This is a genomic window from Vibrio sp. J2-3(2022) (assembly GCF_021725735.1).
In the GTDB taxonomy this organism is placed as follows: domain Bacteria; phylum Pseudomonadota; class Gammaproteobacteria; order Enterobacterales; family Vibrionaceae; genus Vibrio; species Vibrio diabolicus.
Map to the genome: position 1 here is coordinate 183,289 of NZ_JAKKCK010000006.1, position 25,732 is coordinate 209,020.

Annotated in this window: 22 protein-coding genes and 1 tRNA gene; 14 read left to right on the plus strand and 9 right to left on the minus strand. The window is 45.0% G+C overall.

Translation table 11 applies throughout. The annotated features are described in order from the left end of the window. Nucleotides 1–23: 23 nt before the first annotated feature. Together ispE and lolB are read right to left on the minus strand one after the other, a co-directional pair. Nucleotides 24–896, minus strand: a complete 873-nt coding sequence (ispE, locus tag L3V27_RS20025; RefSeq protein WP_046874292.1) for a 4-(cytidine 5'-diphospho)-2-C-methyl-D-erythritol kinase — start codon at nt 894–896, stop codon at nt 24–26. Next, nucleotides 893–1,504, minus strand: coding sequence for a lipoprotein insertase outer membrane protein LolB (gene lolB, locus L3V27_RS20030; protein ID WP_164666689.1), 612 nt, complete (start codon nt 1,502–1,504; stop codon nt 893–895). Before lolB ends, ispE begins: the two co-directional genes overlap by 4 nt. A 161-nt stretch (nt 1,505–1,665) precedes the next feature. Between lolB and hemA the strand changes: the two genes are divergently transcribed. From hemA to ybaK, 8 genes are all read left to right on the plus strand, one after another. Next, nucleotides 1,666–2,922: a glutamyl-tRNA reductase gene (gene hemA / locus L3V27_RS20035; RefSeq protein ID WP_005384104.1), complete on the plus strand. Its 1,257-nt coding sequence runs from the start codon at nt 1,666–1,668 to the stop codon at nt 2,920–2,922. Between the two features lie 29 nt (nt 2,923–2,951). After that, complete coding sequence (gene prfA, locus L3V27_RS20040) at nt 2,952–4,040, plus strand: peptide chain release factor 1 (protein ID WP_237312597.1); 1,089 nt, start codon at nt 2,952–2,954, stop codon at nt 4,038–4,040. 3 nt (nt 4,041–4,043) lie between these two features. Beyond that, nucleotides 4,044–4,898 (plus strand): peptide chain release factor N(5)-glutamine methyltransferase, encoded by an 855-nt coding sequence (prmC, locus tag L3V27_RS20045; protein ID WP_237312599.1) that lies wholly within the window; start codon nt 4,044–4,046, stop codon nt 4,896–4,898. Between the two features lie 40 nt (nt 4,899–4,938). Next, nucleotides 4,939–5,322 (plus strand): SirB2 family protein, encoded by a 384-nt coding sequence (locus L3V27_RS20050; protein WP_005382225.1) that lies wholly within the window; start codon nt 4,939–4,941, stop codon nt 5,320–5,322. Nucleotides 5,323–5,328: 6 nt separating this feature from the next. After that, nucleotides 5,329–6,138 carry a SirB1 family protein gene (locus tag L3V27_RS20055; protein ID WP_005384098.1) on the plus strand — a complete coding sequence of 270 codons (810 nt, stop codon included), beginning with the start codon at nt 5,329–5,331 and terminating at the stop codon, nt 6,136–6,138. 53 nt (nt 6,139–6,191) lie between these two features. Further along, the gene (gene kdsA / locus L3V27_RS20060) at nt 6,192–7,043 is read left to right on the plus strand and encodes a 3-deoxy-8-phosphooctulonate synthase (protein ID WP_005384095.1); all 852 of its coding nucleotides are present in this window, start codon (nt 6,192–6,194) and stop codon (nt 7,041–7,043) included. Nucleotides 7,044–7,194: 151 nt separating this feature from the next. Beyond that, the gene (gene ushA / locus L3V27_RS20065) at nt 7,195–8,877 is read left to right on the plus strand and encodes a bifunctional UDP-sugar hydrolase/5'-nucleotidase UshA (RefSeq protein ID WP_237312601.1); all 1,683 of its coding nucleotides are present in this window, start codon (nt 7,195–7,197) and stop codon (nt 8,875–8,877) included. Nucleotides 8,878–8,979: 102 nt separating this feature from the next. Next, the gene (gene ybaK, locus L3V27_RS20070; protein WP_237312603.1) at nt 8,980–9,453 is read left to right on the plus strand and encodes a Cys-tRNA(Pro) deacylase; all 474 of its coding nucleotides are present in this window, start codon (nt 8,980–8,982) and stop codon (nt 9,451–9,453) included. Nucleotides 9,454–9,521: 68 nt separating this feature from the next. On the opposite strand, the gene rluF is transcribed toward ybaK, so the two are convergent. The 3 genes from rluF to L3V27_RS20085 form a co-directional block, all read right to left on the minus strand. Continuing rightward, entirely contained in the window at nt 9,522–10,679 is a 1,158-nt protein-coding gene (gene rluF / locus L3V27_RS20075) for a 23S rRNA pseudouridine(2604) synthase RluF (protein ID WP_237312604.1), read from the minus strand. A 95-nt stretch (nt 10,680–10,774) separates the two neighbouring features. Then, a complete protein-coding gene (gene smrA, locus L3V27_RS20080; protein WP_005393162.1) occupies nt 10,775–11,356 on the minus strand; it encodes a DNA endonuclease SmrA in 582 nt (193 codons plus the stop codon). Nucleotides 11,357–11,488: 132 nt separating this feature from the next. After that, nucleotides 11,489–11,629: a DUF3149 domain-containing protein gene (locus L3V27_RS20085; protein ID WP_005382236.1), complete on the minus strand. Its 141-nt coding sequence runs from the start codon at nt 11,627–11,629 to the stop codon at nt 11,489–11,491. Between the two features lie 260 nt (nt 11,630–11,889). Here L3V27_RS20085 and L3V27_RS20090 point away from each other — a divergent pair. Beyond that, nucleotides 11,890–11,966, plus strand: a tRNA-Pro gene (locus L3V27_RS20090). 303 nt (nt 11,967–12,269) lie between these two features. On the opposite strand, the gene L3V27_RS20095 is transcribed toward L3V27_RS20090, so the two are convergent. Both L3V27_RS20095 and L3V27_RS20100 read right to left on the minus strand, forming a co-directional pair. After that, nucleotides 12,270–12,692: a hypothetical protein gene (locus L3V27_RS20095; RefSeq protein WP_237312605.1), complete on the minus strand. Its 423-nt coding sequence runs from the start codon at nt 12,690–12,692 to the stop codon at nt 12,270–12,272. A gap of 127 nt (nt 12,693–12,819) precedes the next feature. Then, nucleotides 12,820–13,692 carry a TraB/GumN family protein gene (locus L3V27_RS20100; RefSeq protein WP_237312606.1) on the minus strand — a complete coding sequence of 291 codons (873 nt, stop codon included), beginning with the start codon at nt 13,690–13,692 and terminating at the stop codon, nt 12,820–12,822. A gap of 495 nt (nt 13,693–14,187) precedes the next feature. Here L3V27_RS20100 and L3V27_RS20105 point away from each other — a divergent pair, with 495 nt between their 5' ends. Beyond that, nucleotides 14,188–16,839: a beta-N-acetylhexosaminidase gene (locus L3V27_RS20105; RefSeq protein WP_237312607.1), complete on the plus strand. Its 2,652-nt coding sequence runs from the start codon at nt 14,188–14,190 to the stop codon at nt 16,837–16,839. 438 nt (nt 16,840–17,277) lie between these two features. Further along, on the plus strand, nt 17,278–17,970 hold the full coding sequence (locus L3V27_RS20110) for an oligogalacturonate-specific porin KdgM family protein (RefSeq protein WP_005382004.1): 693 nt from the start codon (nt 17,278–17,280) through the stop codon (nt 17,968–17,970). Between the two features lie 55 nt (nt 17,971–18,025). On the opposite strand, the gene L3V27_RS20115 is transcribed toward L3V27_RS20110, so the two are convergent. Further along, nucleotides 18,026–18,475 carry a DUF411 domain-containing protein gene (locus tag L3V27_RS20115; RefSeq protein WP_012842060.1) on the minus strand — a complete coding sequence of 150 codons (450 nt, stop codon included), beginning with the start codon at nt 18,473–18,475 and terminating at the stop codon, nt 18,026–18,028. A gap of 21 nt (nt 18,476–18,496) precedes the next feature. Further along, complete coding sequence (locus L3V27_RS20120) at nt 18,497–21,226, minus strand: heavy metal translocating P-type ATPase (RefSeq protein WP_237312608.1); 2,730 nt, start codon at nt 21,224–21,226, stop codon at nt 18,497–18,499. 479 nt (nt 21,227–21,705) lie between these two features. Here L3V27_RS20120 and chiP point away from each other — a divergent pair, with 479 nt between their 5' ends. The 3 genes from chiP (at nt 21,706) to gltX (ending at nt 25,152) form a co-directional block, all read left to right on the plus strand. Continuing rightward, nucleotides 21,706–22,827: a chitoporin gene (chiP, locus tag L3V27_RS20125; protein ID WP_006743034.1), complete on the plus strand. Its 1,122-nt coding sequence runs from the start codon at nt 21,706–21,708 to the stop codon at nt 22,825–22,827. A gap of 125 nt (nt 22,828–22,952) precedes the next feature. Next, entirely contained in the window at nt 22,953–23,546 is a 594-nt protein-coding gene (locus L3V27_RS20130; RefSeq protein ID WP_012842058.1) for a DUF2057 domain-containing protein, read from the plus strand. Nucleotides 23,547–23,724: 178 nt separating this feature from the next. Beyond that, on the plus strand, nt 23,725–25,152 hold the full coding sequence (gene gltX, locus L3V27_RS20135; RefSeq protein ID WP_005393148.1) for a glutamate--tRNA ligase: 1,428 nt from the start codon (nt 23,725–23,727) through the stop codon (nt 25,150–25,152). Nucleotides 25,153–25,732 lie beyond the last annotated feature (580 nt).

Consider the following 25,732-nt stretch of genomic DNA (forward strand, 5'->3'; position numbering starts at 1 on the left):
GAAACCTCGGGTTTGCGTCCAGTTTAAATAGGTCGGTGTGAGGCTGATTGGTATTCAGCCAAAGTCTCTTTTAATGGCGAAATATTGCGCCCTTGAGCGACAAATGCCGAGACTTTATCAGAGAGTTGTGCAAGGATAGTTTCTGCTTCAGATTTGCTCGAAAATTCAGCAAAAACGCAAGATCCTGTCCCCGTCAATCTTGACGGCGCGTATTGTAGCAGCCAAGAAAGTTGCTTATCAACCTCTGGGTAGAGCATTCGTACAATTTTTTCGCAATCGTTTACGCTTGGCGTATTTAAAAGTGTTTCTAGATCTCGTTTTGGGGTGTTTCGCGTCAGATCTGGATGACAAAAAACGTCGACGGTTGCGATAGAAACATTCGGTCTGACGACTAAATACCACTTTTCTTCTGGATAAGCGGGGGAGAGTTTCTCGCCAACACCTTCAGCGAAAGCTGCAAATCCGCGCACAAATACGGGCACGTCTGCGCCCAGTTTTAAACCAATTTCAGCCAGTTCGTCGTCAGTTAGATTCAGCTGCCATAAGTAGTTCAGTGCCACTAATGCTGTAGCCGCGTTCGATGAGCCCCCACCAATGCCCCCACCCATAGGTAGCACTTTCTGTAGCTCAATATGTGCGCCAAAAGGGCACTCTGAGTATGCTTGGAGTGCGGTTGCTGCTTTCCAAATTAAATTGTCTTGAAGAGGCACACCTTCTATATCTGGAGAAATCGTAATATCACCAGAATGGTTTGCTTGAATGGTGAGCTCATCGCCGTGATCGACGAATTGGAATAAGGTTTGTAACTCGTGGTAGCCATTCTCTGTACGGCCGTTGATATATAGAAAGAGATTCAATTTCGCTGGTGATGGCCAGCGTGTTGAAAGTTCAATCATTGGGTGATGTTCCATTTTGTGATCACTAGATTTATTTTTACGTCAGCAGTGGTGAGTTTCAGCTTATTTGGCAGTGGTAGAGACTGCTCATGCCATTGAACGTCGCCATACCGTTGATAAGCAATACTCCAATCATTTAAACCAATTTGTTTGTTTAACGCTTGCAGTGTATTGGTTGAGGACAATTGGAATTTGTCGGCATCGGTCGGTAGGCCTAATAGCCAGTCAGGCATGTGTTCAACGGGCATCATTAACCCCGTAAGACGGTAAATTAGCTGGTTTGCACTGCGAGAGGAAAGGACCTGATCGTCGTAAGTTTCTACTGTGGCACCTTGTGGGGTGATGGTGAGCTTTAATGCCGTTTGTCCGAGAATCGTAGTTAAACGTAGTTGACTGAGTGCTGAAGAATGTTTCCAGTAGAAATTTAAATTTTGTCTTTGGTCTGGGCCAATATAACCAAGTTTTCCCGTTGCTTGAAAATCTTGGATGGTCTCGAGTCGTTGCTCATGAGCTTGCCATTCAACGCTGGTAACACTTTCAGGAACGGAGGAACAACCAGCGAGCAGTAAGCTCGACAAGAAAAAAAGAATAAAGGAGCGTAACGTCATGTTTGATGGCTTATTAATCAGTTTCGTCGGGAATCGCTCACAACTATAGCATTGAAAAGTCGCAGTTAGGAAAACAAATCCGGCTTACCCTTTCAATAAATGCGTGCTTACAGTAAAATTCTGGACCTATTTTATAACCTATCCCAGAGATACCACGTTAGATGTCCTTGCTTGCTATTGGAATCAATCACAATACAGCGTCTGTCGACTTGCGAGAGAAGGTGGCGTTTGGTCCGGATAAACTCGGCCCTGCACTCGAGCAACTTAGAGAGCACGAAGCGGTTAACGGCAGTGTGATTGTTTCAACCTGTAACCGAACTGAGTTGTACTGCGATGTTAAGCAAGGAGCGCGAAATAAGTTAATCGATTGGCTTGCTCAGTTTCATCAAGTGAGCCGCGAAGATTTAATGCCGAGTTTGTATGTGCATGAAGAACAAGCCGCAATTAAGCATTTGATGCGCGTATCATGCGGGCTAGATTCTCTGGTGTTGGGGGAGCCTCAAATTTTGGGGCAGGTAAAACAAGCATTTTCTGACTCGCGAGATCATCAAGCTGTCGATGCTTCAATTGATAAACTGTTTCAAAAGACGTTCTCAGTCGCCAAGCGTGTGAGAACAGAAACAGATATCGGCGGTAATGCTGTGTCCGTGGCTTATGCCGCATGTACATTGGCAAAACATATTTTTGAGTCGTTATCTGATTCAACCGTGCTTTTGGTTGGTGCGGGAGAGACGATTGAACTGGTCGCGAAGCATTTAGCATCCAACGGCTGCACAAAAATGATTGTCGCGAACCGCACTAAAGAGCGTGCGCAAGGCCTAGCGGATCAATTTGGCGCAGAAGTGATCAGTTTGAACGAAATTCCTGAACATTTGGCGAAAGCGGATATCGTGATTAGCTCAACGGCGAGCCCATTGCCTATTATTGGCAAAGGTATGGTCGAAACGGCTCTGAAGCAGCGCCGACATCAACCTATCTTGTTAGTCGATATTGCGGTGCCGCGAGATGTAGAGTCGGAAGTCGGTGAACTGAACGACGCATATTTGTATTCGGTTGATGACTTGCAATCTATCATCGACAGCAACATTGAGCAGCGTAAAGTCGAAGCGATTCAAGCCGAAGCGATTGTTAGTGAAGAAAGCGCTGCGTTTATGACATGGTTGCGTTCACTGCAAGCCGTCGATAGTATTCGCGACTATCGCAAATCAGCCAACGAAATTCGTGAAGAGTTACTGAGCAAAAGTTTGCAATCTTTAGCGGCGGGCGCAGATCCAGAGAAAGTGCTGCGCGAGCTGAGTAATAAACTCACCAACAAACTGATTCACGCTCCAACTCGCGCATTGCAAAGTGCGGCAGAGCAAGGCGAACCAGCAAAATTAACGATTATCCGCCAGACACTCGGCTTGGATGATCTATAACTCACGCTTTTTATTAAGAAAACGACACTATGAAAGCCTCTATTCTGACTAAGCTAGAAACGCTAGTAGAACGTTACGAAGAAGTTCAACATCTTCTTGGTGATCCTGATGTAATTGGAAATCAGGACAAATTCCGTGCTCTATCAAGAGAGTACTCTCAGCTAGAAGAAGTAACCAAGTGCTTCCAAGCTTATCAACAAGCACAAGAAGATCTTGTCGCCGCTGAAGAGATGGCAAACGAAGACGACGAAGAAATGCGTGAAATGGCGCAAGAAGAAATCAAAGAAGCGAAAGCGACGATTGAGCGTCTTACTGATGAGTTACAGATTCTTCTTCTGCCAAAAGATCCGAACGATGATCGTAACTGTTTCCTAGAAATTCGTGCAGGTGCGGGTGGCGACGAAGCGGGTATCTTCGCGGGTGATCTATTCCGTATGTACAGCAAGTACGCAGAAAAGCGTGGCTGGCGCATCGAGGTGATGTCTTCAAACGAAGCTGAACACGGTGGTTACAAAGAGATGATCGCAAAAGTGAGCGGCGACGGTGCGTACGGCGTACTAAAGTTTGAGTCTGGTGGTCACCGTGTACAACGTGTTCCTGCAACTGAATCCCAAGGCCGTGTGCATACTTCTGCATGTACCGTAGCGGTGATGGCGGAAATCCCAGAGGCGGATCTGCCAGAAATCAAAGCAGCAGACCTGAAAATCGATACGTTCCGTGCATCTGGCGCGGGTGGTCAGCACGTTAACACCACGGATTCTGCAATCCGTATTACCCACTTACCAACGGGTACGGTAGTAGAGTGTCAGGACGAGCGTTCACAGCACAAGAACAAAGCGAAAGCGATGGCGGTTCTTGCTGCTCGTATCGTTCAAGCGGAAGAAGAGTGTCGTGCTGCAGAAGTGTCTGATACACGTCGTAACCTTCTAGGTTCTGGTGACCGTAGTGACCGTATTCGTACCTACAACTACCCACAAGGTCGTGTGTCTGATCACCGCATCAACCTAACCATCTACCGTTTGAACGAAGTGATGGAAGGTGACCTGCAGAGCTTGATTGATCCTGTGATTCAAGAGCACCAAGCAGACCAACTTGCGGCGCTCGCAGAGAACGGCTAATCGATGAGCCAAGTTCAATCAATTGAGCAAGCACTGAAAAGTGCGACGGCGAAACTGGCAGAAGGCGGCAAAGAGTCGCCTTCTCTCGATGCAGCTGTACTCCTCTGCCATGTCCTTGGCAAACCACGAACTTATCTACTGACCTGGCCAGAAAAAGCATTAGAAGCAGAGCAACAAGCAAAATTCGACGCTCTACTTGAACGACGTTTAGCTGGTGAACCCGTCGCTTATATTATTGGTGAGCGAGAGTTTTGGTCTCTACCGTTCAAAGTTTCTCCCTCCACCTTGATCCCAAGACCGGATACAGAACGTTTGGTCGAAGTTGCACTCGATAAGACCTATGAGCAAACAGGACCTATTTTAGATCTTGGAACGGGGACGGGGGCAATTGCTATCGCACTCGCATCTGAAATGCCAAAACGTCAAGTGATGGGCGTAGATCTCAAGCAAGAAGCGAAAGCACTTGCAGAGTACAATGCTGAGCAGCTAAACATCAAAAATGTGACCTTTGCTCAAGGCAGTTGGTTCGAGCCTATTGCAGAGGGTACGAAGTTTGCTTTAATTGTCTCCAATCCGCCGTATATTGATGAAAAAGATCCACATTTATCCCAAGGTGATGTGCGCTTTGAGCCAAAATCTGCATTAGTTGCTAAGGAGAATGGTTTAGCCGATATCCGCCATATCTCGGATCTTGCTCGTCAGTATCTTGAAGTAGGCGGTTGGCTGGCATTCGAACATGGTTATGATCAGGGGGAGGCGGTGCGTGAGATAATGCGTGGTTTTGGTTACCAACAGGTCGCCACGGAAAAAGATTACGGCGGTAACGATCGAGTAACGCTCGGTTGTTTTGCCTGTTAATCACGGAAGTCAGCACACACTAACTAAAAAGAGAAGAAAAATGTACGTAGCTCTAAAACACATACACTTAGTGACGATTGCGCTCAGCGCGACACTATTATCGATCCGATTCGTGTTAATGATGATGAACTCACCGAAGCGAAATAATCGCTTTTTGAAAGTGTTTCCCCACATCGTTGATACTGCATTGCTAGTGTCAGGTATCGCGCTTATTTTCATTACTGGTTTCATCCCGTTTACTGATGCCGCACCGTGGTTAACAAACAAAATCACCTGCGTACTGGCGTACATTGCACTCGGTTTCTTCTCGTTGAAGCTTGCGAAAAACAACCTACTGAAGATATTTGGCTTTTTCGGCGCATTAGGTTGGTTGGTCATGGCTGCAAACATTGCTGTGTCTAAGAGCCCTACGTTATTTGGATAAGACGTCATGTTAGAGTTTTTTGACGAAGATTTTGACAATATACCGTTGGTGGAAGGTGCGCTTGAGCTAAACAAAGCGATTAACCCAGAAACCAAAGTACATTGGGCGAAACAAGAGTTAGAGCGTCTTTACAAAGATGCAGAAGCCACGCTTGTTCATGAAACCGATGAAGAGCAGCGATTTGATGCATTCCTACGACTGTTTTTCCATGAGTGGGGATTCAAAGGCGACGAGCAGGAATACTTTATTTCGGACAACAGCTTTATCGATAAAGTGTTGGAGCGCCGAAAAGGTATCCCGGTTAGTTTAGGTTCGATTTTATTATATCTAGGTAAAAAGCTGGGTTTCCCGTTGAAGGGAGTCACTTTCCCTACTCAGTTTCTGCTAAAAGTCGATTGGATGCATAAAAAGCCAGACTACATTAACCCATTTAATGGTGAGTATGTGGGGGAAAGAATTCTCCAAGCTTGGCTTATTGGGCAAGAAGGACCGTTGGCTCAGTTAAAGCCAGAACACTTTGAAGAAGCTGACAATCCAACCATTATTGGTCGCTGGTTAGCGTTGATCAAAAGCGCGATGTTACGTGAAGAGCACTACACGCTGGCGTTGCGTTGTACGAACCTTGCGTTAACCTTTGTGCCAGATGACCCATACGAGATTCGTGATCGTGGTTTTATCTTCCAACAGCTAGAGTGCCCTCAAGTGGCGGTGTCAGATTTTCAGTACTTTATTGACCAATGCCCTGACGATCCGGCTTCTGAGCTACTAAAATCACAAGTTAATGTGATGAGTGAAACGCACGTCACACTTCACTAATTTTATCGATGTGCCGAACTGTGGCGTATCGTGGACAGAAAAAGAGAATCAAAATGGAACAGAAAATCGTTAATATCGGCGACATTCAGGTTGCTAACGACAAGCCATTCACCCTATTTGCAGGTATGAACGTTCTTGAGTCTCGTGATCTTGCGATGCAGATCTGTGAGCACTACGTAAAAGTAACGGAAAAACTTGGCATTCCTTACGTATTTAAGGCGTCGTTTGACAAAGCAAACCGCAGTTCTGTTCATTCATACCGTGGCCCAGGCCTTGAAGAAGGTATGAAAATCTTCCAAGAGCTAAAAGACACATTTGGTGTGAAGATCATCACTGACGTTCACACTGAAGCGCAAGCTCAACCTGTCGCTGACGTGGTAGACGTTATTCAGCTTCCTGCATTCCTAGCTCGTCAAACTGACCTTGTTGAAGCAATGGCAAAAACAGGTGCGGTTATCAACGTGAAGAAACCTCAATTTATGAGCCCAGGTCAAGTGGGTAACATCGTTGAGAAGTTCGCGGAATGCGGTAACGACAAGATCATCCTATGTGAGCGCGGCTCTTGCCACGGCTACGATAACCTAGTCGTAGACATGCTTGGCTTTGGTGTGATGAAAAATGCGTCGAAAGGCAGCCCAATCATCTTTGACGTGACGCACTCACTACAGATGCGTGACCCGTCAGGTGCGGCGTCTGGCGGTCGTCGTGAGCAGACAGTTGAACTTGCGAAAGCGGGTCTAGCAACAGGCATCGCAGGTCTATTTATCGAGGCGCATCCAAACCCAGACCAAGCACGCTGTGATGGCCCATCTGCACTGCCGCTAGACAAGTTAGAACCGTTCCTAGCGCAAATGAAATCTCTTGATGATCTGATCAAGAGCTTTGCAGATATCGATATCAAGTAAACGCCAGATGACTGGTGATCAAATGCAATAGCCAACCTCGTGTTGGCTATTTTTTTATCAGATGGCGCATCATTCTCAGCTTCTTGCTGTAAAGGCTCTAGGCTGCTGGGAATGTGCATCAGTGACTCCCAATAAGAAAAAAGGTAAATAAATGAAGCAGCGTCTGATTATTAAAACTGCGTTGAGTGCCGCTATTTTGGCCTCGTTAGCTGGGTGTGCTACGCAATCTGCACCAGAATGGAATGCCGATACAACCTATAAATTGACCGTGTTGCACACTAACGATCATCATGGTCGCTTTTGGCAAAATCGATACGGTGAATATGGCATGGCGGCGCGTAAAACGTTAATCGATGATTTGCGCGAAGAAATACAAGCAGAGGGGGGCAGTGTGTTACTGCTTTCTGGTGGTGACATCAACACTGGAGTACCTGAGTCTGATTTACAAGATGCCGAGCCAGATTTTAAAGGCATGAGCAAAATTGGTTACGATGCGATGGCGCTAGGTAATCATGAGTTTGATAATCCATTGGATGTGCTTTTCAAGCAGCAAGAGTGGGCAAGTTTTCCGATGTTGTCTGCCAATATTTACGATAAAAATACTGGCAAGCGCCTATTCCAACCGTACGCGATGTTTAACAAACAGGGTATTAAGATTGCAGTAATTGGTCTTACAACCGAAGATACAGCGAAACTTGGCAACCCTGAATTCATTGAACAAATTGACTTCCGTGACCCAAAAGAAGAAGCCAAGAATCTAATTGCTGAGCTGAAAGAAACGGAGTACCCAGACCTTATTTTTGCTGTCACACATATGGGACACTATGAGAATGGCAATAGAGGCATCAATGCACCTGGTGATGTAGCGTTAGCTCGTTATTTGAATGAAGGTGATCTGGATATGATTGTCGGTGGTCACTCACAAGAGCCGGTTTGCATGGAAGGTCCAAACGTCATCAAAAAGAGTTTTAAACCGGGTGATGAATGTCAGCCTGATCAACAAAATGGTGCTTATATTGTTCAGGCACATGAGTGGGGGAAATATGTGGGACGCGCCGATTACGAGTTTCGTAATGGTGAACTCTCGATGGTGAGCTACGATCTGATCCCAGTAAACTTGAAAAAGAAAATTAAAGTTGATGGTCAGTCGCAACGAGTTTTGATCCAAGAAGAGATTGAACAAGACGAAGCGATGCTTGAGTTTCTTCGTCCTTATCAAGAAAAAGGTCAGGGCAAGCTAAACGTGAAGATTGCAGAATCTAACGGTAAGCTTGAGGGTGACCGCAGTGTGGTTCGTTACCAGCAAACAAACTTAGGTCGATTAATTGCAACGGCTCACATGGAACGGGCAAAAGCAGATTTCGCCGTAATGAATTCTGGCGGCGTTCGCGATTCGATTGCAGCAGGTGACATTACCTACAAAGATGTGCTGACTGTGCAGCCATTTGGCAATATGGTCTCTTACGTTGATATGACGGGCAAAGAAGTATTGGATTACCTAAATGTCGTTGCAACTAAGCCTGTCGACTCTGGAGCTTACGCGCAGTTTGCGGGTATTGCGATGAGTATCAATAATGGTGAGGTAACCAATGTGTTCATTGGTAATAAGCAACTTCGCTTAGATGGTAATTACCGCTTTACCGTACCAAGCTATAATGCTGCTGGTGGTGATGGTTACCCTAAAATCGACGATCATCCTGGGTATGTAAATACAGGTTTTACCGATGCTGAGGTTTTGAAGGATTATTTAGAAACACACAGCCCTATTGATGTTAATGAGTATGCCCCTTCAGGTGAAATCACGTATTTAGTTGATACGGCGATTGATCAGTAACCCAACAGAGAAAAAGCGATTGACTCAAACTCGCTGATATCATTAACTAAAAGCGCAGATCCAATTCAATCTGCGCTTTTTGTTTTTATGAGGAGAATCTTGATGACTCCGGCCATTAATCTTGCGAAAAAGAAAAAAATTCCACACACGATTCATCAGTATGAGCACGACCCTAGAGCCGATAGTTATGGCTTGGAGGCTGCTGAAGTACTGGGGCAGGATCCGAAAACAGTATTTAAAACCTTGCTGTTCTGCTTGAACGGCGAGCCAAAGAACCTTGCGGTTGCGATTATCCCTGTTGATCAAAAGCTGAACCTAAAACTGGCAGCGAAAGCAGCGAAGGGCAAAAAGGCCGATATGGCTGATCCGGAAATCGCGCAAAAGATCACAGGTTATGTTGTTGGTGGGATTAGCCCACTGGGGCAGAAGAAAGCCTTACCTACTTTTTTGCACGAAAGCGCAGCAGAGCAAGACACAATCTGTGTAAGCGCAGGGAAGAGAGGCTTAGAGATTGAACTCGCCCCGAAAGATTTGCTTGGATTAACTCGTGGTCAGTTTGCACCTCTTTGTTTGTAAACTCATGACAAATAAAAAGGACGCTCATGAGCGTCCTTTTTTGATCTTGCCTGTCAGAGAAGCGTTACTTACTTCTTCAGACTCAATGTACCACCGGTGCGTTTAGCTGGTTTGCTTGGCTTCGCGGCATTTGGGTTCATGTAATGCTGCTTAGGCTTACTCGGTGATTGAGGCTTGTTTGCTGAGTGCGTATTGCTCGATGCATCTGGTTTACGGTGTGATTTTCCATGCTCGCCTTGCGGTCTGCTACGTTCACCTTGTGGTTTCGCTTTGTAATGTTCTTTAGCTGGACGTCCGCCTTCGTCTTCACGCTGACGGCGCTTTTGTTGACCTTTTTTCGAATTTGGAGCATGACGAAAATCGTCTGCGTTATTTCCGCGGTAGGTACGTGGCTTTTGATTTCGTCGAGATACCGAGTCTTGGTTTTCTTCACGGCTGTCATATAACTTCGCGTCGGTCGCTTTACGAATATTGCGGCCTTTTGAGTCAACAAGAGATGCCTCTTCTGTACCCACCGAACCATCGCACATAGCAAGAATCTCAGCGACTTCATCGTCAGTTAAGTAACGCCATTTTCCGTTCGGAATACCGTCAAGAGAGATATTCATGATTCGAACACGACGAAGCTTAAAGACTTCGTAACCTAGTGCTTCACACATACGACGGATTTGGCGGTTAAGTCCTTGAGTGAGCACTATACGGAAAGAGAACTTAGTCTCTTTCGTTACCTTACAAGGTAGAGTGACGGTATCGAGAATTTTAACGCCGCTCGACATCTGTTTGAGAAACTCACCTGTAATCGGTTTGTCCACGCGCACAACGTACTCTTTTTCGTGGCTGTTGCCGGCACGGAGGATTTTGTTGACGATATCACCATCGTTGGTCAAAAAAATAAGACCATCAGAGGGTTTATCCAAGCGGCCGATCGGAAAGATACGTTTTTTGTGACCGATAAAATCAACGATGTTCCCGGGTACATCTCGTTCTGTTGTACAGGTGATGCCTGTTGGTTTATTGAGAGCGATATAAATCGGCTTCTCTTTTGCTGCAACTGGCTTACCATCCACACAAACATCATCACCAGGTAGTACTTTTGTTCCCATTTCAGGCTTGTTTCCATTAATGGTGACACGACCTTGTTCAATCAGTCTGTCTGCCTCACGGCGTGAACAAAAGCCAGTTTCACTAATGAATTTATTTAATCGTTTAGCGTTGTCTTGTGACATTTTTGTCTCCTAACGTTTCACAACGGCGAATGAAGTTTCCTTCCCGTGAAAGGGAAGGAAGAATAAGGGCGGGCATTCTAGCATTAGGGTGAAATTTAGCCCAACCGTTTTTGGTGACGTTCGCGAGTTTCTAATTTCTTTTCCGCACTTTTTCTCAGTAGAACGTAAACGGCTCCGGTTCCACCGTGAAAGCGTTGCGCACTATGCACGCACTGTACTTCCCTGATTTGTTGTAGCCAGCTGCTAACAAAGCTTTTCATTAGTGCTGGTGGATTTGAGCGTTCTCCTCGGCCGTGGACAATAACGACCGTTCGTATGTCCATTGATAGGCACTGTTTTAAAAACTTTACGACTTCATCACGAGCTTCTTTCAATGTTTTACGATGCAGATCTAGGCGTGCTTGGATTGGATATTTGCCAAGACGAAGCTTGCGGTAAACCCCGTCTTGTACGCCATCACGTTTAAACTCAACAAAGTCCTCTGGTTTCAGCATTTCTGCGTGATCAAGTGACAGGTATTCTGGGTCATCTTCTGTTAGCCAGATTGCTGCTTCTCTCTTGGCGAGCTGTGCTTCGGTTACTTGGTGTACTTTTTTGTGTTCGGCGGTGTCTTGAGTGATCGGCTTTACATCGCCCATCATCTGTTGGAACAGATCAAAATCGTCATCGTGAGACATAGTAGTAATCTCATTAAGAACAGGGAGGAATAATAGGATTATATCAATGAGTGGTGCATTGAGATCAAATAAAAAACCGGAGTAGGCAAGTAACCGACTCCGGTGCAAAGCGTTTCTAGAGCTAAGCGAGATCTAGTGAGGAGATTTGTCGTTCATGATCTTGTATATGAAGAAACCGCCGTAAAATAACATCAGACCAATTGCCCCAAAGATTACTATCATTGACGATAGACCCACTGCATTACCAAATAGGAGATCAAGCCAAAAGTCCATACGTTTCCTCCAAGATGTTCCCGACAGGCATAAAACTAAATGGCAGTGCCTTGTTGCACACTGATCTGGATCAATTATGTTGCTAAGGTTAATAAACTGTATTTTGTTGTGAGTTATCAGTCACATTTTACGTGCTAGTGTTCAGTTATTCATCAAACGAATTAAGACCTAAGGTTTTTTTGTAAAAAGCACTTGCGTCACAGTCCAGAATCCGTAATATACGCATTCGTTGACGGGGACAAGTCCTCAGTTAAACATCTCGGTGAATAGCGCAGTTTGGTAGCGCATCTGGTTTGGGACCAGAGGGTCGGGGGTTCGAATCCCTCTTCACCGACCATATTGAGAAAAAGGCTCTACAGAAATGTAGAGCCTTTTTCGTATTTGGTGATATTTATTTGGAGCCAGAGGGTCGGGGTCTGGAATGCCAGTCCAATCGAATCCCTACTTCACCGACCACTTTTAGAAAGCCTGCTCAATGAGCAGGCTTTCGTCGTTTTTAGCGCTAGTAATTTTAGACTTCAATAGTATCGAGCCAAATGGGTTCACCTGACGTTAGAATATGGCACTTCACCGACACGTATTGAGAGGAAGGCTCTACATAGATGTAGGGCCTTTTCATTTTTTAGAGCGAGTAAATTTATTACTTGATGTCACACGAGATAGTGCTGATAGGGGTTTCAGAAGTTGTGAAGCAAACATAAGCGGTCTTTGGATGGTTTGGACCAACTTTGACGTAACCTGCTTTTAGTTCGTCTTCATCAAACGTGACAGAGTGAGATTTGCTCGAGCTTCCATCAAAGTAAACAGCTTCAAAGCCTTGATTCATCATATGTGCGACGCGATTTCGGGTATGGTTAGTGGAAAAAGTGATGTTCGCACAACGCATCATTGGTTTTTCGGTAATAAGAAACTGGCCACTCTCTTTATCTAATAGCCCGCCTTTTGCTTCCGGGGTTATATCAATAGCTTGAAAATTTTCTACGTTACATGACGGTTTAGCATAAGCAAGCGATGAAGTGAGCATCATGCTGCTCACGCATAGGAATAAAGCTTTAAATTTCATATGAGTTATTATGTATCCGCATAGGTTAGAGTCGTTTTAGCAGAGGAGTAAACCATTGTCAGTGATCGTGTTAGCGTGATGCTTGGCTATTCATCATTGATGAGGCCGGCTGTCTTCAGATAAGTTTCTAAATATGGCACCTAGCTTGGCGGGTTTTACCGAGTGGTTTTATGTCAAAGCCCCTTTTTTTAAGCAGCTCAATCAGATTATCTTTACCAACTAAATGCAAACTGCCGACAACAACGGTATAGCGACCCGAACGTTGAGGTAGGACACTGCCAGTATCAAGTTTTTTCGCCCAATCTCGATTGCGCTCATATAAGAAAGCCTGATTAAAATCTTCTGTTGCTTGATCGGTTAATGATGCCTCGACCAACATACTACCATCACCGCTCTTCCAGCTTTCTATCAAACACTGAACCAATTCTTCCCCACCGTCATATTCTTCAATTGACGAGAGGAGCATCTCTTTACCGCCTTCTGATTGACCTGCTATTAAATCGATTTGGAATTGCACGGACTCCAGTGGAATGACCGGGATTTGTTTTTTATCAGCGAGTCCTATTAAGTGCATGTCGACCCCTTTATCAGAGACATACCCCAGTTTGTTGACTAAAGCGAGTTGGATGGTTAATGCAGTCGTCCATGGTGGAGAATTCAAAAGTTGAGTTTCTGGTAACCCTAAATCTTGTGCTATCTCGACTAAGTGGCGACGTTGAGCCTTGCCTAAAACATCTTTAGAAAGAATGGTTGTTTGTGGGTAAACCAAGCCTTCAGAGTTTCTGACATCTGCTTCGATAATCAACCCAGCGCTTTGGCTTAAGTGCTGAGTAATAGTTTTAGGGAGTGGGTACATCGTTTTATCGCCCACATGCACAGAGCCAATGATCATCAGCTCGGTTTCCCCTTTTTTTGCTAACCAATGTTGCGGCTCTGCATAAGAAGAAAAGGGAGCAAAGGCAACAAGTAGGGATGATATGAGTGTCAAGAGACGAAACATAGAATGGTCCTCAAGTAAGATACCTTTAAACTTTATACGCAAAAATGCTTGAGGTTAAGTGCAATTTCTCTAGTGGGGATATTCGACAAAATCGTCATTTCTAAAAATATTGACGAGTTTTGACGACGAATAAATGAGAGTCACTTCACGAAAGATAAATAGGTAATTCGCTTACTAATGGTTCACAAAATAATTAGGCGTGATCCAAATCTTACAAAATCAGTCGTAACTCATGAATATGAGTGACCTAGATCGCAGCAAACTCGTCAAAACAAGTTGTTCGATTTTGACGTAGCTTGTAACTTCATGAAAGTTAAGTTTTTATGGTTTTTGCTGAGTATCATTTTTTGAACTAGATCACTTCCTATTTCTATTTATTTTACGCTTAGAAATAACTGGTTGTATGTTGATTGCAACTGTTAGGCCCCTCGCATTTGAGGAGCCGCGATTTTTATCATTGTCGTTTTGAACCACTGACTTTTTTGGGGAAGTAAGATGTTTAAACCTAGTCTGATTGCTGTTTCTGTTATCACCACATTAGCAGGTTGCTCTGCTCTGCAAAGCTCTGAGCAACAAGCTGTAAATTCACTGGCTAATAACCTTGATATTCAATACCAAGTGTTGACTAACCACGGTGCAAACGAAGGTCTTGCTTGTCAGGATTTAGGGGCTGAGTGGGCTTCTTGTAACAAGGTGAACATGACGCTAGTTAACCAAGGTGAAGCGGTTAACTCAAAAGATTGGGCTATCTACTTCCACAGCATTCGTCTGATTTTGGATGTAGATAATGATCAGTTCAAAATATCTCGTGTAACGGGCGACCTACACAAACTGGAACCAACAGATAAGTTTGATGGCTTTGCGGCGGGCGAAGAAGTGGTACTTCCACTAATTGGCGAATACTGGCAGTTATTTGAAACCGACTTTATGCCAGGCGCTTTCGTGGCTGCACCAAACGCAGAACCTAAGATGATCGCTTCTCTTAACACAGAAGACGTTGCGTCTTTCGTGACTGGCCTTGAGGGTAACAACCTAAAACGTACGCCAGATGACAACAACGTATTTGCAAACGCTGTGTCTCGCTTCGAGAAGAACGAAGACCTAGTAAAACAAGATGTATCAACCACGTTACTACCAACGCCAATGTCTGTTGAAGCAGGCAAAGGTACAGTAGATATCGCGGCAGGTATTGCGCTGCCTAAAGACGCATTCGATGCGACTCAATTCGCAGCAATTCAAGATCGTGCAGAAGTGGTAGGTGTGGACGTTCGTGGTGATCTTCCTGTAAGCATCACTGTTGTTCCTGCAGACTTCACCGGTGAACTGGCAAAATCTGGTGCTTACGAGATGAGCATCAAAGGCGATGGTATTGCGATTAAAGCGTTTGACCAAGCAGGTGCTTTCTACGCAGTACAATCTATCTTTGGCCTGGTAGATAGCCAAAATGCTGATTCTCTACCACAACTGTCTATCCAAGATGCACCGCGCTTTGATTACCGTGGTGTGATGGTGGATGTGGCTCGTAACTTCCACTCTAAAGACGCCATTTTCGCAACGCTAGACCAAATGGCAGCGTACAAGATGAACAAACTTCACCTTCACCTAACCGATGATGAAGGCTGGCGTTTAGAAATCCCAGGCCTACCTGAGTTAACAGAGGTTGGCGCTAATCGTTGTTTCGATACACAAGAGAAAAGCTGCGTACTGCCTCAGCTTGGTTCCGGTCCAACGACAGACAACTTTGGCTCTGGCTACTTCAGTAAAACAGACTACGTGGAAATCTTGAAATACGCGAAAGCGCGTAACATTGAAGTCATTCCCGAAATCGATATGCCAGCACACGCGCGTGCAGCGGTAGTATCAATGGAAGCACGTTACGACCGCCTGATGGAAGAAGGTAAGGAAGCTGAAGCGAATGAATACCGCCTGATGGATCCTCAAGATGCTTCTAATGTCACTACGGTTCAGTTCTACGATAAGCAAAGTTTTATCAACCCGTGTATGGAATCTTCCACTCGCTTTGTAGATAAAGTGATTTCAGAAGTGGCAGCAATGCACGCTGAAGCTGGGGCACCGCTAACGACATGGCACTTTGGTGGTGATGAAGCGAAGAACATTAAGCTTGGCGCTGGTTTCCAAGACGTTAACGCGCAAGACAAAGTTAGCTGGAAGGGCACGATTGATCTGTCGAAACAAGACAAGCCATTTGCGCAATCTCCACAGTGTCAGGCGTTAATCGCAGACGGCACAGTGAGCGATTTTGCTCACCTACCGAGTCATTTTGCACAAGAAGTATCAAAATTAGTTGCTGAGAAAGGCATTCCAAACTTCCAAGCATGGCAAGATGGTTTGAAATACAGCGAGAGTGAGAAAGCATTCGCAACAGAAAATACGCGTGTTAACTTCTGGGACGTTCTTTACTGGGGTGGTACATCATCAGTGTACGAATGGTCTAAGAAAGGTTACGACGTGATCGTTTCTAACCCTGACTATGTGTACATGGACATGCCATACGAAGTTGATCCGAAAGAGCGTGGTTACTACTGGGCAACACGTGCAACAGACACTCGTAAGATGTTTGGTTTTGCACCAGAGAACATGCCTCAGAACGCAGAAACCTCTGTAGACCGCGATGGCAACGGCTTTACTGGTAAAGGTGAAATCGAAGCGAAACCTTTCTACGGTCTATCAGCACAACTTTGGTCTGAGACAGTACGTAACGACGAGCAATACGAGTACATGGTATTTCCTCGCGTACTCGCAGCCGCAGAGCGTGCATGGCACCGTGCAGATTGGGAGAATGACTACAAAGTCGGTGTTGAGTACTCGCAAAACTCTAACCTAGTTGATAAAGCATCGCTAAACCAAGACTACAACCGCTTTGCGAACGTACTTGGCCAACGTGAACTGGCTAAGCTAGAAAAATCTGGTATCGACTACCGCCTTCCAATTCCTGGTGCGAAAGTAGAAAACGGCAAGCTAGCTATGAACGTTCAGTTCCCTGGCGTTGAACTGCAATACTCGTTAGACGGTCAAAACTGGCTGACTTACGCAGACAATGCTCGTCCAAGTGTAACTGGTGAAGTGTTTATCCGCTCTGTATCGGCGACAGGGGAAAGATCAAGCCGCGTAACTAGTGTGAAATAACCTTAATCTTCTCAGCTAAATTTAAGCAAACCCTCAATGTCATGTTGAGGGTTTCTTTATTTTTATGGGAAATTAAGTGTGACCAATGTCTGATTATTTTTTATTGATAAATAAGTTTTAGCTTGTAATGGTTAGGGTTATTGTGAACTGGATCGACTTAATTTGCTAAATGTCAATAAATTACCTGTTTATGATCACACTTCTATTTTTTGAATCATTATAGAAAAATACGGTAAGTGCCTGTATTTACCATACTTTTATCAGGGTTGTTGAGCGTCGGTTTGAACAAGATCACTTTTTAAAATGTTTTATTTTCCATCGCGAATTAATTGGAACAATATTGCGATCGCCAAGGAGGCACATTCCAAAGTTTGCGATAAAAGGGAAGAGAAGCCCTTTAAAACCGTCGCATAACGTGAATAAATAAAGGCAGTAATTATGAAAAACATTTTTGCACTGAGTGCTCTTTCTCTCGCTTTCGCTTCTAGCGCTTTTGCTGGTTCTTCTTACGTAACAGGTAACGTTCAATTCCACGATGATGGTCGAATCCATGGTTCGGACGTTACGTCTACACTGGAAGCTGGTCATACTTTTGATAACCAATTTGGTGGCTTTACGGTTTACACCGAGTTTGATGGTATTCAGCTGGGTAAACTGGAAACAGAAAACGGTGGCGCGGGTAACACAACACCAGCAATCACTGTGGGTGGTGAGCAGTCATTTAACATTACCGATCATTTATGGGTTGCAGCGGGTTACCAACACTTGTTCTCTGCTGGCGAGAACGTACAGTACCGTCCATTGGTTAAGATCGGTTACAACTTCGATAACGGTATCTCGCTAAGTAACCGTACTCGTGCGCATATTGATGCGACAGACGCAGATGCGGATACAGATTACCGTATGGATAACCGTATTGGTTACGTGATGAATGAAGATGTGACGCTAAGCTACAACAACGTCTACATGATTGAAGCGGAAACGATGGACCACGAGCTTCGCGCAACGTGGACACGTAAAGGTGTTCAGCCTTACTTTGAGTTCCGTAGCCAAGCACACGGTGCAGAAAACGCAAGTGGTGATAGCCTAGTTAACAATGCGTTTGTATTTGGTGCCTCTTACGGCTTCTAATCTTATATTTGTCCATTAAGAAAAAGCCCAGCAATTGATTTGCTGGGCTTTCTTGTTATTTGTCGTTGCCTTCGTGGTGGCTATATTCGAACACTTGGCCTTTTTCGTTAAAGGCGTAAACAGTGTAGCTGTCTTTTTTATCGCCATACTCCATACCAGGGGAACCCATTGGCATGCCCGGTACCGAGAGCCCTTTTGCGTTACGTGGTGGATTTTCTAAGAATGCTTTAATGTCTTCGGCTGGAATGTGACCTTCGAACACATAGCCGTTGATTTCTGCTGTGTGGCAAGAGTAAAGCTGTTCGTTCTTGATGCCTAGATCGCGTTTTATGGCGTTCATGTCATCGTGCAATTTCTCTTCGACCGTAAATCCGTTCTCTTCCATGTGTTTTGTCCATTCACCACAGCAGCCGCAGTATGGCGATTTGTGGTTAATGACATCAGCTGCCAATACGTTGGCGGATGCGGTCGCAAGCATTGCAAAGGTCAATAATTTCAACTTCATAATAGCCTCAAATATAAGTGGTTATTTTACTGAAAAAAGTCGTAGTCGATTTGCATTACTAACGACAGTAATAGATGACAGCGCCATTGCCGCACCTGCGACAACTGGGCTGAGCAAAAATCCAAATGCAGGATAAAGTACGCCTGCGGCAACAGGGATCCCCAGTGAGTTATAAACGAAGGCTCCAAATAGGTTTTGCTTCATGTTTTTAAGTGTAGCGCGCGACAGTTCAATCGCATGTACCACCGCCATTGGTGACGTGTTAAGGATGGTCATTTGCGAACTTTCAATGGCGACATCACTGCCGCTACCCATGGCAATACCAAGGTTGGCTAACGCGAGAGCAGGGGCGTCGTTAATGCCATCCCCCACCATTGCCACGACATGGCCTTGGGATTGAAGTTGCTCAATGTGCTGAGCTTTCTCATCTGGCATTACTTGAGCGATTACTTCATCAATACCAAGTTCTTGACCGATAGCGTTGGCTACGTGTTGGTTGTCACCCGTCAGCATTACCGTTTTGATGCCTTGCGATTTTAATGCAGAGAGCGCTTGTTTTGCATCCGATTTGATTGGGTCAGCAATGGCGATCAGGCCGACTAACTTACCATCGAGCGCAACGGCAACCGGAGTCCATGCGTTCTGAGCACATTCGTCAATTTCATCCTGAAGAGCCTCTGTTGCAACGTTTTCCGCTTGCATAAATTGAAGCGAGCCAATAAGCAGCGGTTTACCTTGATACGTTGCCAAAATGCCGCGTCCACGAACGTTTTCAAATTTATCGAGAGTCACTTCTTGTGTGTCGTGCTGATTAGCAAAATCGCATACCGCTTTTGCTAGTGGGTGCTCTGACTGACGCTCGGCGGCGTACGCTAACCCCAACAGCTCTTCTTGGCTGGTGGTCTGAGTAAACACTTGCTGCACACTCGGTTTACCTTGGGTAAGCGTGCCTGTTTTATCGAACACAACCGTATCTATTTTACTCGCTAGCTGTAGGGCATCAGCATCTTTGATCAAAATGCCGAGTTCTGCGGCTTTACCCACTCCCACCGTGACAGAAAGTGGGGTTGCTAAGCCTAGAGCACAAGGGCAGGCGATGATAAGTACGGTAGTGGTGACCACCAGCATATAGCTCGCTTTTGGCTCTGGGCCAACGGCAAACCAAACAAGCGCGGCCAGTATTGCTATGCCTACAACGACAGGGACAAACACTGATGAAATCTGGTCTGCCAATTTCGCGATGGCAGGCTTACTGCTCTGAGCGCTGCGCACCATACGAATAATACGTGCCAGCATGGTATTTGCGCCAATGCCCGTTGCCTCAATGACTAATCCACCATCGGTATTTAATGTCCCGGCAGACACTTGAGCCTCTTGCGCTTTTAACACTGGTACTGGTTCACCAGTGAGCATGGACTCATCGATATACGATTCACCATTGATTACCGTACCGTCGACGGGCACTTTCTCTCCCGGCTTGATACGTAACTTCATTCCTAAAGTGATTTCTTCTACCGCGATTTGTTTATCACCTTGCTCAGTGATGACGGTCGCTTGTTGAGGCTGTAAGTTCACCAAAGCCTGAAGCGAGCGCGTTGTGTTTGCTTTCGCTTTGGCTTCTATATAGTGGCCTAGTGAAATCAAACCAATGATCATCGCGCTGGCTTCGAAGTAAACATGACGAGATGCCATTGGGAACCAATCTGGGAAAATTACCACAAGCATAGAATAGAACCACGCTGCGCCAGTACCGAGCGCAACTAAGGTATCCATCGTGGCGCGCTTGTGAGTGGCCGCTAACCAAGCGTTACTAAAGAACAGTTTTCCGGCAGTGGCAAGCAGCAGCAAACACACAATACCGATCGCGCCCCAAACCAATTGGTCATTGGTGTTGCGAATCATCATGTTGCCACCAGCAACACCCCAAATCATCAAAGGGGCACCCACAACAAGGCCGGCAATTGCATCCAACTTAAAGCGTTTTTGCTGTTGACGTTGTTGCTGCGCTTGCTTTTCTTGCTGTGTCGCGGCGTCTTGTAAAACCTCGCCTTGGTAACCCGCTTGTTTGACAGATTGCAAAATAGATTGATGTAACGAATCTGAGTCTTCAGTCACAAACACCAGTGCACTTTGTTCTGCGAGGTTTACCTGAGCTTTTTCAACCCCTTGTACATTAGTCAGGGCTTTTTCTACTGATGCGACACAGCTTGCACAGGTCATACCTTGAATCAACATCTGTAGCTGAGCCGTGCCTGCTGGTTGCTCGTCAGGCGCTGCTTGGTCGCCTTTTTCGCTTTGATATGTCTGGCTTTGGCGTTGATCGGGAGTGATTGCCTTGTGCTCTTCAGCAACTGAGTTATCAGTAACAGCGCTATTGTTGGCCGTATAGCCCAAGCTGGCAACTAGCTCAATGACTTGTTGCTCGGAGAGTAGGGTACGAATCTCTAAGTGCGTTGTTGAAGCCTCGAAAGAAATAACGTCTTGATGAGAGTCTAATAAAGACGAGAGTTTTTTCACGCAGCCGCCACAGCTTAAGCCTGAAAGGTTTAACTCGTACTGATTTCCTGCTTGGTAACCAAGAGATTCAATTGATGAGACAAGCTCTTTAAGCGAGGACTCGGTTTTGACCTCGACTTGCGTTGGGGACAAAGTGAGGATCTCTACATCGTGATTCGCATGTAAAGCCTTCTCAACTTTTCTTGCACAGCCCATGCAGTTGAGCCCTGATAAAGGTATAACAAACTGATACATAATCTGCACCTCAATAATAGTGATACATTGAGCTTAAACCTTCCTGCAAGGGTAAGGTCAATACCCATTTTTTGCTCTCAACAATTTCGTCAAAATCGCTTGAATCACAAAAGTTCACTGCCATTTTACTTGCGAGTGATCTCAAGGTTTTTTCTCTCTGAATATAAAGTTCCGTTAAAACACCTAAAAGATGAATGAAGTCGCTCACGCTTTTGAGATGCTCTCAATGTCAGTTCAGTGTCAAAAAGTGCTTTTAACGTTTTTGATTTTTTATATTTAAATTTAAGTTTTTGATTTTTAATTGATTATATTATTTTTGATCTTCTCATTTTGAAGTCGCTCAGATTGCTGTAGGGAAAGTTTTTTAGTGCGAAAAAAGTTTGTCATATTTGCCCCGTCCAAACATTGTTTCAAGTTCCTGCCATGTCCTAGTTAGCGAATTTGAAAATGGAAAAAACTAAAAAATATAGGGGTTAAAAATGTCTTACCTAAAGAAAAGCCTACTTGCTACGGCAATCACAGGCATGATGTTCAGTGGTGCTGCATTTGCTGATGGTGCAAACAGTGACGCAGCAAAAGAGTTCCTAACCAAAGATTCATTCTCTTATGAAGTTTACGGGATCATCGCGATGCAGGCCGCGTACCGCGATTACGATTCTGGCAACAAAGCAACGGACGATGATCTAGGTGGCATGCAGCTAAACAACGAATCTCGCATCGGTTTCCGTGGTAAAAAACAATTTGCTAACTTCGGTCCTACTTTTATTTGGCAAATCGAAGGTGGTTACGTTGACCCTAGCTTTGGCGGCGAGGGTGCAGGTCTTGGTGAACGTGACACATTCGTCGGTTTTGAAAGTGCATCTTGGGGTCAAGTTCGTTTAGGTCGAGTATTAACACCGATGTACGAATTGGTTGACTGGCCTGCATCTAACCCAGGTCTCGGTGATGTTTACGACTGGGGTGGTGCAATCGGTGGTGCTAAGTATCAAGACCGTCAATCAAACACCATTCGTTGGGACTCGCCAATGTATGCGGACAAATTCTCTCTAGATATTGCGGCTGGTGCAGGTGACAAAGCGGGTCTGGGTGAAGGTGATGACTACTGGGGTGGTATCGCAGCGCACTACAAAATTGGTCCAATTCAGTTAGATGCAGCATACGAGGGTAACCGTAACATTAAGATGGAAGGCCAAACGTGGGAAAACAACACATACTTGGTGGGTGCTCAAGGCTGGTTTGATAACGGTATTTCTTTCTTCGCGCAATACAAATACATGGAAGCTGACGCAAGCAACGGCGTGAGTGAGAAGCAAGACGCAATGTCTGCCGCTATCATGTACACCACAGGTGATTGGCAATACAAACTGGCTTACGCAGCGAACTTCGATCTAGAACGTGATGGTAAGACAATTAACGATACAGCAGACGATGTACTATCTGCACAAGTTATGTACTTCGTAGACCCATCGGCAGTGCTTTACGTACGTGCTCGTACTCTAGACTTTGGCGACGGTGCATATCAACTGGATAAACCAACAGAAGCGCGTTGGAAATCTGCAGACTACGATGAGTTCTCTGTGGGTGTTGAATACTACTTCTAATAAAGAAGCAGCTAAAAGGGCGGAAACGCCCTTTTTGTCTTGATACTGATTCAAATAAGCCTTTGGAATGACTGGCCTGTAAGTTTCAGAGGCTTATCTAAATTGGTATAAAGTGAGAAACCACGATGAAAAAAACAACGACACTTCTCGGACTTTGCGCAATGCTTTCTGCGCCTGCTTTTGCTGCTCAACTGACTCTGCAAGCTGAACTGGTTCCTCGCGTTCTCAACGGTGAGTTCGTGTACCCTGAGTGGATTTCCAAAAATAACAGCATCGAGCTGAAGGACGGGGAAAATCAGTTGGCGGTGACGGTTGGACAAATTGTCTTTGAAGATGGCAAGCGCCGTAAGTTCGATTCGCAGCCACTGGTATTAGAGTTTGAAGCAGAAAAAGACGCCGAGCTATCGCTGACTTACAAAGCGTTCCGTACCATCGAAGAAGCGAAAGCTTTCGAACTCGATCCAAAAGTGGTATTGAAAGACAAACACGGAAAAGAAGTGGCATTCTCTATGGTTCAACTTCGTAAAGGTGGTTTGCAAGGTTTTCGTGATTACGAGCGAGAAGTGGCTGACTATAACAATGCAATGAACAAAGAATCGACCAAGGCAAGCATTGCGTCTTCTCCGGCGGAAACCAAAACAATCAAAGCATCGTTTAATGAGTTAAGCCGTGAAGAGCAGCAAGAATTTATGCAATGGGCGATGCGTAACCTGAAGTAATTTCGTTCTGCACTTTAACAGTAAATAGGAGGGCAGTACCTTTATTGGTGCTGCCCTGTTTGTATTTCTGGTGTCAAACCGATTGTAGAATTGACTTACGGTGGTAAAATGTCGCCACTTTTATCCTTGACATTACAACGAGAGATCTCTCGTTGCTCATTACCCCTAAGGAACTCAAATGACGGTTAAAACTCGTTTTGCTCCTAGCCCAACTGGCTATCTACACGTTGGTGGTGCGCGTACTGCACTTTACTCTTGGCTATACGCTAAAAACCAAGGTGGTGAATTCGTTCTACGTATCGAAGATACAGACCTTGAGCGTAACTCTCAGGAAGCGGTTGATGCAATTCTTGAAGGCATGGAATGGCTAGGCTTGGAGTGGGATGAAGGTCCTTACTACCAAACTCAACGTTTTGATCGTTACAACGAAATGGTTGATAAGCTGCTGGCAGAAGGCAAAGCTTACAAATGTTACGCGTCTAAAGAGCTGCTAGATGAAATCCGTGCAGAGCAAGAAGCAAATAAAGAAATGCCTCGCTACGATGCTAACCATCCAAAAATCAAAGCAGCAAACGAAGCGGCAAAAGATGGCGATCCATGTGTTATCCGTTTCCGTAACCCGAAAGAAGGCAGCGTAGTATTTGATGATCAAATCCGTGGTCGCATTGAAATCCGCAACGATCAAATGGATGACCTAATCATTCGTCGTACTGACGGTTCACCTACTTACAACTTCTGTGTAGTAGTGGATGACTGGGACATGGGTATCACTCACGTTGTTCGTGGTGAAGACCACATCAACAATACGCCTCGTCAAATCAACATCTACGAAGCACTAGGTGCGCCAGTACCAACGTTTGCGCACTGTGCAATGATCTTGGGTGATGACGGTGCGAAACTGTCTAAGCGTCATGGTGCAGTATCAGTCATGCAATACCGCGATATGGGTTACTTGCCTGCAGCACTAAACAACTACCTAGTGCGTCTAGGTTGGTCTCATGGCGACCAAGAAATCTTCTCTCAAGAAGAGATGATCAACCTATTCAGCCTAAACGCAGTATCTAAGTCAGCGTCTGCCTTCAACACGGACAAACTGCAATGGTTGAACAACCATTACATCAAAAATTCAGATCCTGCGTACGTTGCAGAGCACCTACAATGGCACCTAGATCAACAAAAACTAGACGTAACGAATGGTCCTGCTATCACTGACGTGATCAAGCTAGTGGGTGAGCGTTGCAACACGCTAGTTGAGCTAGCTGAGCAAATCCGTTACTTCTACGAAGATTTCTCTGAGTTTGAAGCGGGCGCAGCGAAGAAACACTTACGCGGTGTGGCTAAAGAGCCTCTAGAGCTTGCTCTAGCGAAAGCTGAAGCACTGACCGAGTGGACAACAGCAAACATCAAAGATGGCGTTATCGCTGCAGTCTGTGAAGAGCTAGAAATCGGCATGGGCAAAATCGGTATGCCATTACGTGTTGCTGTAACAGGCGGCGGTCAGTCTCCTTCTGTAGATGCAGTAATGGAACTGGTTGGCAAAGAGCGTTGTGTTGCTCGTATTAAGATGGCGCTTGAGTTCATTGCTGAGCGTGAAGCAAACGCATAATTGCTTTGAACTAAACGTTCTTTTGAATAAATAGTCACAAAGCCGCGGTAAACACCCGCGGCTTTTTTGTATCTGAATCCTAGATAATGAGAAATCTTCTCATATGTCGGTGAAGGATGTGGTATTTAGGACCGTAATTCACCTAGGTATGGATAAGATTTTTTAATCCAAACATCGTTGGCATGAATAAAAAACGAGCGATTATATATCAAATATCTGATTGATTTTTATCCACCTTCCTTAAAGTTCCATTTTTGTTGTCTCATTTTTAAGAAAAAACTTTGCTTAAGTTGTAGTGTTCCAGAAAATAAAGCAAACGTTTGCGTCGTGATTGTGTGGGGATTTTTTTGCTTAAGATCACATGTTGTTGAGATTTTTGATGACAATAAATTGACAGAGTTGGGATTTTTCTCGCGATTTCTTAGCGTTATAGTTCACCCCGTCAGTGATACCGAGATGGCGATATGTATCACTGAACAGGAAATGTACGTAAGTAGCTTCCATAAAAAAAATGCATGTGCATAAAAAGAAGCTGACTAAGTATCTCACTCAAGGAATGAATAAAAAGAATTGAAATACA